The organism is Modestobacter sp. VKM Ac-2977, assembly GCF_026968045.1.
Lineage (GTDB): Bacteria > Actinomycetota > Actinomycetes > Mycobacteriales > Geodermatophilaceae > Modestobacter.
Genome location: NZ_JAPVBQ010000014.1, coordinates 1 through 239 on the forward strand (window position 1 = coordinate 1; position 239 = coordinate 239).

At 69.5% G+C, this 239-nt stretch carries 1 pseudogene; it reads left to right on the forward strand.

Features of this window, described 5'->3' with window-relative positions:
- A pseudogene (locus O2V63_RS20710) lies at positions 1-239 on the forward strand (UDP-glucose 6-dehydrogenase); the annotation flags it as partial.

The following is a 239-nucleotide window of genomic DNA, read 5'->3' on the forward strand; positions in this document are numbered from 1 at the left end:
GCGGCGAACTCGTTCCTGGCCACGAAGATCTCCTTCATCAACGCGATGGCCGAGCTGTGCGAGGCCACCGGCGCCGACGTGAAGCAGCTGGCCGACGCGATCGGGCACGACGACCGGATCGGCCGCAAGTTCCTCAACGCCGGCCTCGGTTTCGGTGGTGGCTGTCTGCCCAAGGACATCCGGGCGTTCATGGCCCGCGCCGGGGAGCTCGGCGCGGACCAGGCGCTGACGTTCCTGCG